This is a genomic window from Allobosea sp. TAF32 (assembly GCF_052113585.1).
GTDB lineage: Bacteria > Pseudomonadota > Alphaproteobacteria > Rhizobiales > Beijerinckiaceae > Allobosea.
The window spans coordinates 1-372 of the sequence record NZ_JBFRDM010000060.1 but is presented as its reverse complement, the minus strand read 5'-3'; the positions used below and the strand labels follow the sequence as shown (position 1 = coordinate 372).

Genomic DNA, 372 nt, shown 5'->3' with positions numbered 1-372 from the left:
GGCCAGTTCGGCCCGGTCACGGCGCTGGCGCACTGGTCCTTCGGCACCGGCCTGGCGCTGCCGGCCACGGTGGGTGTGGCCACGCCGATCGGCGGCAACGGCGAAGTGCCGGGCTCGTTCCGGCGCGACACCGCCTACGGCGCGGCCGTGGCCTACGCGGCCGGCCCGTTCGGGGTCACCGTCGGCTATGACCAGTGGAACCCGACCATCGGCACCAGCAGCGGCACGCTGCGCAAGGCGGCCATCGGCGGCAGCTACGGCTTTGGCGATGCCAAGATCATGGCCGGCTACCGCTGGGGCCAGAACAAGAACGCGGGCGGCACGGTGATCCAGCGCGACGACCTGTACTGGATCGGCGCGCTCTACCAACTC

General features: G+C 72.0%; 1 protein-coding gene. It reads left to right on the top strand.

What is annotated here, in order from left to right; all coding sequences use genetic code 11:
• Positions 1–372: porin (locus AB4Z16_RS28170; RefSeq protein WP_441514599.1), on the top strand; the 372-nt coding region annotated here is incomplete at both ends.